We start from the raw sequence: 5,489 nt of genomic DNA, 5'->3' as shown, positions 1-5,489 counted from the left end.
TTTTCCAACTCCCAAAACAGAGGGTCGTTGACCATCAACATCGCCAACGACCGAGGCGTATCCTCGACTCGCGGACGCAGCATCCGAATGGTTTCGCCGAGACGCGCTCGCTGCTCGAGGTCGAGATCGGTGGCCATCATCCGCTGGACCATCGGAATAATGGGTGTCCCCCAGCGAAGCAATTGCTGCTGAGCCGAGATCCGCGCGCTTTGACGTGACGAACGCAATTGTTCGACACAGCGAACGACTTCGGACAAGGGGATCGTGGGAAGCCCATCATGATGCGCCAACACGGCAACATGAATCTGATCCGACAACTCGGCAATCGAATTCCCTCGCAACACTCGCGAGGTCAAGTCGGCGTAATGCAGATCAAAGACTTCGGGGTTTTGCAACCGAACATGAAACAGCGTCGATCCGCTGTAGGAATCCAATTGATCGCCACGTTGAATCTCCCAGCGAATCATTCCGAATGCGGGCTGATTCAACACACTCCGTTCACCGGTGTGCTTCAGCTCGGATTCGATCTTCACTTCCGTTGCATCGTCAACGCTAAGCGTAATGTGCTGCAGCGGCGACTCGGATAAGTACGACTTGGATGAGTCTGAATTAGAGAAAGAGGACTGCGGCGTCTGGGAATAAGAAGGCAGCGGCCGGATCATTGGCTGCTGAAGGACGTAGTGCAGTGACGGGATACCGCGTTGGGCGGTGACGGTGATACTCTCGAATACCTCGTCGTCTTGACGCTGTTGAGCCCCGTTGCGATGCAACATTGGGTTGAGTCCGAGCCGACCTTGAATCAGCTGAAAGCGGACCACGCCGCTGGAAGAAAAGAACGCGTCGCGTTCTGGCGACGCTCGACTCGTAGAAAGACGCTCAGCATCGAGCGGCCTTTGAGCAAAAGTCGCAACGTGAGAAACGGACAGGCCGAGTACAACGGCTAGCAGCGATCGCCACTTCATCCCTGAACCCTCAACTTTCCTCGGGGTCTTTCCCGAGCCTCGCGGTGTTAGCCACGAGTGGTGCAGGTAAGTCGAGTTGATTTGCACAGCGAGCTACGATGCCAGCTGCGAAATCCAACCGAACCTGACCCGCTATATGGGTGCATTTGGTATCAGTGAACGCGCATGGGCCGAACCTGGTCGGGCGCGGCCCGACGAGTCCATTACCTATTATCGCCATAAATTCATTTCTTGTTAAAGAGATCTTTTTTTACGCGGATATCCGCCACCGTAAATCGCGATAACGCGCAAATCAGACGTTCCCCCCCCGAGCATCGTGTGAAACTTTCGTTTCACACGCCCACCGATCGACTGAAAAGCGAAACGTTCAACCAGAGCAGAAAAAGTTCGTTGCCTGCGAACTGGACAACGCCTATCGTTTCTCGTGGAAGCCATGACGACATGCGAGTCGTCTCTAGTGCAGTGGAGGCACAGCGGTAGGAAACAGGCGTGAAACACGCTTGTGCGGTCAGACTCTCTAAGAAGTTGACCGGAAGTATCGGAACATTTGCATCGACCCATTCGCCACTTTTCAAATTGGTGGGGTTAGCACGAATTTCCCGATTTTCCACCGCACCGTTTTTTTGACCAGGCACCCTTTGTGTCCTATATTCCCGTAGCTGTGTGGTCTGAGCGTCTTTGCACAGCTTCATCTAAACATCACCTCCCTGATGTTTAGGGGACCCTCCCGAACGATGCTCCACTGGATTTTGCTCGTATGAATCGGATCCCACAGGTCTATCGTCGTCAATCCGCTGGAACCTTTTTCAGCTTGATTGCTGCGGCGTTGCTGCTCGGCTATGCCTCTCCCGCCTCGGCCCAAGTTGTCACCGAAGCTGAACAGTTTTCAGTTACCCCGGAACAACAAGCGGTACAGCAAGGACTTGAACTCGAGCAAGCTCGATTGTGGGCCGATGCCGTTCGTCATTACGAGGACGCTTCGAAGAAGCACCCCGGCAGCAAGTCGCTGTACCAACGATTGACGATCGCGAAGCTGCATTACGATGTCAATCGTCGTTATCAAGACACCAGCTATCTGCAGTCGGTCGACCGATTATCGCAAGAGCAGGCTCTTGATTTGTACGCCGAGATCTTGGCGAATTTGCAAACCCATTATGTCGAGCAGATCGACTGGGCTCGCGTGATGCTGCATGGCACCGCGGCTCTTGAAGTTGCGTTGACCGAAGAAAAGTTTGTCAGCCGCATGCTGGCCACCGCCGACCCCGTCGCGGTAGAGAACTTTCGCCAAAACGTGCATCACCAATTAGCCAACCGCAGCACTGCGACTCGCTTTGATTTGCGAGCCAATGTTGCCTTCGTTGCGTCGTTGGCTCAATCGGAAATCGGGTTATCGCCAACCGCCACCGCATTGGAGTTCATGAGCGGTGCCGTTTCGACGCTCGACCCGTACACACGATTGTTATCGGGAAACCAACTTGACGAAATGTTCTCGAACATCGAGGGCAACTTTGTTGGTTTGGGGATCGAACTGAAAGCCGAAAGCAATGCACTGCACATTTTGTCGGTCATTCCTGGCGGACCTGCCGAAGAAGCCGGTTTGATCGGTGGCGACCGAATCATTCGTGTGGAAGCGACCGAAACCAAAACGTCCGACCCTGGCTACGCTGCCGATCTGCTTCGTGGCCCCGAAAAGTCGTACGTTTCAATCGGAGTATTGGGAGCCGATGGCAACGTCCGCGACTTGAAAGTGCAACGTCGCCGCGTCGAGGTTCCTTGTGTTGAAAACGTGCACATTGTCGATGCCGCCAATCACGTTGGTTATCTGCGTCTGACGAACTTCCAAAAAACGACAACGCGTGACATTGAACAAGCGTTGTGGGACTTGCATCGCCAAGGGATGAAATCGTTGATCCTTGACGTTCGCGGCAACCCCGGTGGATTGCTTTCGGCAGCCGTCGAAGTGGCAGACCGTTTCCTGGGCGACGGACGCATCGTTACCACGCGTGGTCGCAACGCCCGCGAAAACTACGACTACACCGCTCATCGTCCTAACACGTGGAACATCCCGCTCGCCGTTTTGATCGATCGCGACAGTGCGAGTGCCAGTGAGATTTTTGCAGGAGCGATCGCGGACAGCGGCCGCGGCGACGTGATTGGTGAAACCAGCTACGGAAAAGGCAGCGTGCAAGGAATCTTTCGAATGCAATCGGCCAAATTTGGACTCTGTTTGACGACCGCCAAGTTCTATTCGCCAAGCGGCCGAGCGATCAGCCTAAACGGGGTCACCCCCAGCGTACCGGTTGAACCGACTTACATCGCCGCTCGACCCAATTCCAACGGTGAAATGACCACCGACCGTGAAGACGCTGTTTTACAACGAGCGATCTCGCGATTGTCGGACAACAACTGGATCAGCCGCCGGCCGCAATAACCCGATCGGCTGCAAACGATCGCGACCCGAGACGAAAAAAAAATCCCGCTCCATTGGAGCGGGATTTTTTTTATTGCGGGAGCGATCTTTAGCAAGATCCACGACTTCCGCTGTTACTTGATTCTGCGAACGCCAGACCCTTACTGCGTTTTCACGCCAACGGTACGCAGGTGCAGCTCGGTGAGTTGCCCCGAATCGACTTCGCCTGGTGCTTCGGTCATCAAGTCGGCAGCCTTTTGAGTCTTCGGAAACGCGATCACTTCGCGAATGTTCTCTAGCCCGGCCAACAACATCACCCAGCGATCAACGCCCAACGCGATCCCACCATGTGGCGGTGCACCGAAACGCAGCGCATTGAGTAGGAATCCAAATCGATCTTCGGCAGTCGCTTCGTCGATCCCCAACAAGTCAAAGACTTTGCTTTGCGTTTTGGAATCGTGGATCCGGATCGTTCCGCCGCCTGCTTCGCTACCGTTGATGACAAGGTCATACGCCTGAGCACGACAAGCCTTGGGATCGCTGTCCAGTTTCTCGAGGTCGCTGGCAAGCGGTGCGGTAAACGGGTGGTGCATCGCCGTCCAGTTGCCCGTTTCTTCGTCACGCTCGAACATCGGAAATTCGGTGATCCAGCTGCAATTGAGTTGGTCGGGACCATAAAGCTTCAGCTCGGCACCTAAACGTTTGCGAAGTGCATACAAACCTTTGCAGGTGACTTCCCAAGTATCGGCCAAGAACATCAACAAGTCGCCTGGTTCGCCCTTCATCAATTCTTTGATCTCAGCCAAATGAGCTTCGTCCAAATTCTTGCTGATTGGGCTCCATAATGTGCCATCGTCTTCGACGCGGAACCACGCCAAACCTTTTGCACCAAATTCTTTGACGAATTCGGTCATCTCGTCGATTTGGCGACGCGAGAATTTGGTTGCAGCTTCTTTGACGTTCATACCACGGACAAAGTTGCCGGCATCGGCGGTGCCGCGGAAAACGCGAAACTCGGTCTTCTTGGCGACCGAGGTTACATCCACAATCTCCATATCGAAACGCAAATCAGGTGCGTCGTGACCGTAGCGACGCATCGCTTCGTCGTAGGTCATTCGCGGCAACGGCGTCTTGACTTCTTTGCCGAGCACTTCTTTGGCCGTACGCGCGACCAAACCATCGATCAGTCCCATGATGTCGTCGGCATCGACGAACGACATTTCGAGGTCCAATTGGGTGAATTCAGGTTGACGGTCGGCTCGCAGATCTTCGTCACGGAAACACTTCGCCACTTGGACGTAGCGATCGAAACCGGCGACCATCAAGATTTGTTTGTACAGCTGGGGCGATTGTGGCAACGCGTAGAATTTTCCAGCATGCACGCGGCTGGGCACCAAATAATCGCGAGCTCCCTCGGGAGTGCTGCGACCGAGGATCGGCGTTTCCACGTCGATAAAATCATGCTCGGCAAAATAGTCACGCATGACCTTGATAATGCGGCTGCGTTGAACCAGCGCGTTCTGCATTTCTTTGCGACGCAGATCCAAGAACCGGTACTTCAGCCGCAGGTCTTCACCCGGCAGATCGCTTTGGCTGGGGGTGAAGGGGGGGTTGGCGCAAGCGTTCAGGATTTCGACATGTTCGCAGCGAACTTCGATCGCTCCGGTGGGCAATTTGTCGTTGGTTTTACCTTCGAGTCGATCGGCGACTTTGCCTTTGATCAGAATCACGCTCTCGGCGGGGATTCGGCCCGCTTCGTCGATCAATTTGGCGTCGGCCTCCGGAGGCCCGATCACGACTTGAGTCAGTCCGTAGCGATCGCGAAGGTCGATAAAGACCGCGCCGCCGTGGTCGCGTTTGCTGTCGACCCATCCGCACAGGGTCACTTCGGTTCCAATATCGGTCTTGCGGAGTTGTCCGCAGGTATGGGTGCGTAGCACAGAATCGGTCGGGGGCTAGGGAAACGGAATGGGTCAACGAGCAGGATTCTAGCCGCCCGAGTTGCTTTTGCTGAGTGGGGGCAACGGCCAGTTGTGGCAAAAGTAAAACGGTTCAGGCAAAAGAAAAGCCGGCATCGGAAAAGATGCCGGCTTTTGCTAGTTTTGAATCTGCCGGGA

Annotated in this window: 4 protein-coding genes; 1 reads left to right on the top strand and 3 read right to left on the bottom strand. The window is 54.8% G+C overall.

What is annotated here, in order from left to right:
- Both ABX962_RS28990 and ABX962_RS28985 read right to left on the bottom strand, forming a co-directional pair.
- Positions 1 to 773, bottom strand: a 773-nt coding sequence (locus ABX962_RS28990; RefSeq protein ID WP_372724725.1) for a hypothetical protein, incomplete at its 3' end; no start/stop codon positions are given.
- A 521-nt stretch (positions 774 to 1,294) separates the two neighbouring features.
- Positions 1,295 to 1,597: a hypothetical protein gene (locus ABX962_RS28985; RefSeq protein ID WP_372724723.1), complete on the bottom strand. Its 303-nt coding sequence runs from the start codon at positions 1,595 to 1,597 to the stop codon at positions 1,295 to 1,297.
- A gap of 122 nt (positions 1,598 to 1,719) precedes the next feature.
- Here ABX962_RS28985 and ABX962_RS28980 point away from each other — a divergent pair, with 122 nt between their 5' ends.
- Positions 1,720 to 3,393 (top strand): S41 family peptidase, encoded by a 1,674-nt coding sequence (locus tag ABX962_RS28980; protein WP_372724721.1) that lies wholly within the window; start codon positions 1,720 to 1,722, stop codon positions 3,391 to 3,393.
- Between the two features lie 140 nt (positions 3,394 to 3,533).
- On the opposite strand, the gene aspS is transcribed toward ABX962_RS28980, so the two are convergent.
- Positions 3,534 to 5,312, bottom strand: a complete 1,779-nt coding sequence (aspS, locus tag ABX962_RS28975) for an aspartate--tRNA ligase (protein WP_372724719.1) — start codon at positions 5,310 to 5,312, stop codon at positions 3,534 to 3,536.
- Between the last annotated feature and the right edge of the window lie 177 nt (positions 5,313 to 5,489).

This window comes from Novipirellula sp., assembly GCF_041583735.1.
GTDB lineage: Bacteria > Planctomycetota > Planctomycetia > Pirellulales > Pirellulaceae > Novipirellula.
The sequence above is the reverse complement of the archived record's forward strand: the minus strand, read 5'-3'. Positions and strand labels throughout refer to the sequence as shown.

Coding starts and splice junctions, on each gene's coding strand:
- ABX962_RS28980 (WP_372724721.1), top strand. CDS start 1,720: ATGAATCGGATCCCACAGGTCTATCGTCGTCAATCCGCTGGAACCTTT.